At 59.1% G+C, this 662-nt stretch carries 1 protein-coding gene; it reads left to right on the top strand.

Annotation, left to right across the window (positions count from 1 at the left end; genetic code table 11):
* Nucleotides 1-369 precede the first annotated feature (369 nt).
* Complete coding sequence (locus NA8A_RS24235; RefSeq protein ID WP_009453094.1) at nt 370-588, top strand: hypothetical protein; 219 nt, start codon at nt 370-372, stop codon at nt 586-588.
* Nucleotides 589-662 lie beyond the last annotated feature (74 nt).

The following is a 662-nucleotide window of genomic DNA, read 5'->3' as shown; positions in this document are numbered from 1 at the left end:
AAAGGCATCACTGCCTGGGCCTCGGATGAAGCCTTCACAAGCTATCTTTCAGACAAGCCAGCCGACTTCTCTTGGGCGCAAAAGCGGTGGGAACGCCGCCGCCGGCGCGAAGCGAAGAAGAAGCAGGAAGCGGCGTAGATATTCAGGCAGGCAGGCTCGGAGCCCGCTCGGTCTCATAAGCCGGGTCTACAGTGTTCGACTCGCTGGCCTGCAACCAGATCAGGACGGCGGCGCAAGTCGAGAAGGTTGGGGTGTCCCATCCGTTCCGTCCTGAAACAGAGCGGTCTAGATCAGTAGGGCACCCTGCGGGTGATCTAGCGGGATGGCAACCCGGCCCTCGCCAGCCATTCGCCAACAAGGAGAAGACACATGAGTGTACGCGCGAAATTCAAGCTGGTTCGTCGTGAAGAGGGTAGCGAAGGCTTCTCGCTCAAATTCGAGCCGGTGACATCGGGCAGCCCCGAGAACGATCAGTTCTTCAAATACACGCCATGGGGCGAGTTGAAGATCGGCACGATCAATGCGGAGGCTGCAAAGGCGTTCGAGGTTGGTGGCGAATACTACCTCGACTTCACGCCGGCGACGTAGCAGTCATCCCCTCGTATTACAGTGCGAGCCTGCCCCGGCCATGTGTCGGGATTCTCGTATGTGGAGAGCGGAAT

Origin of the sequence: Nitratireductor indicus C115 (assembly GCF_000300515.1) — a bacterium.
GTDB lineage: Bacteria > Pseudomonadota > Alphaproteobacteria > Rhizobiales > Rhizobiaceae > Nitratireductor > Nitratireductor indicus.
Note: the sequence above shows the minus strand (reverse complement) of the source record. Positions and strands in the feature narration are given on the sequence as shown.

What these genes read in the sequence shown, in the direction of transcription:
- NA8A_RS24235 (WP_009453094.1), top strand. Translation starts at nt 370, where the DNA reads ATGAGTGTACGCGCGAAATTCAAGCTGGTTCGTCGTGAAGAGGGTAGC.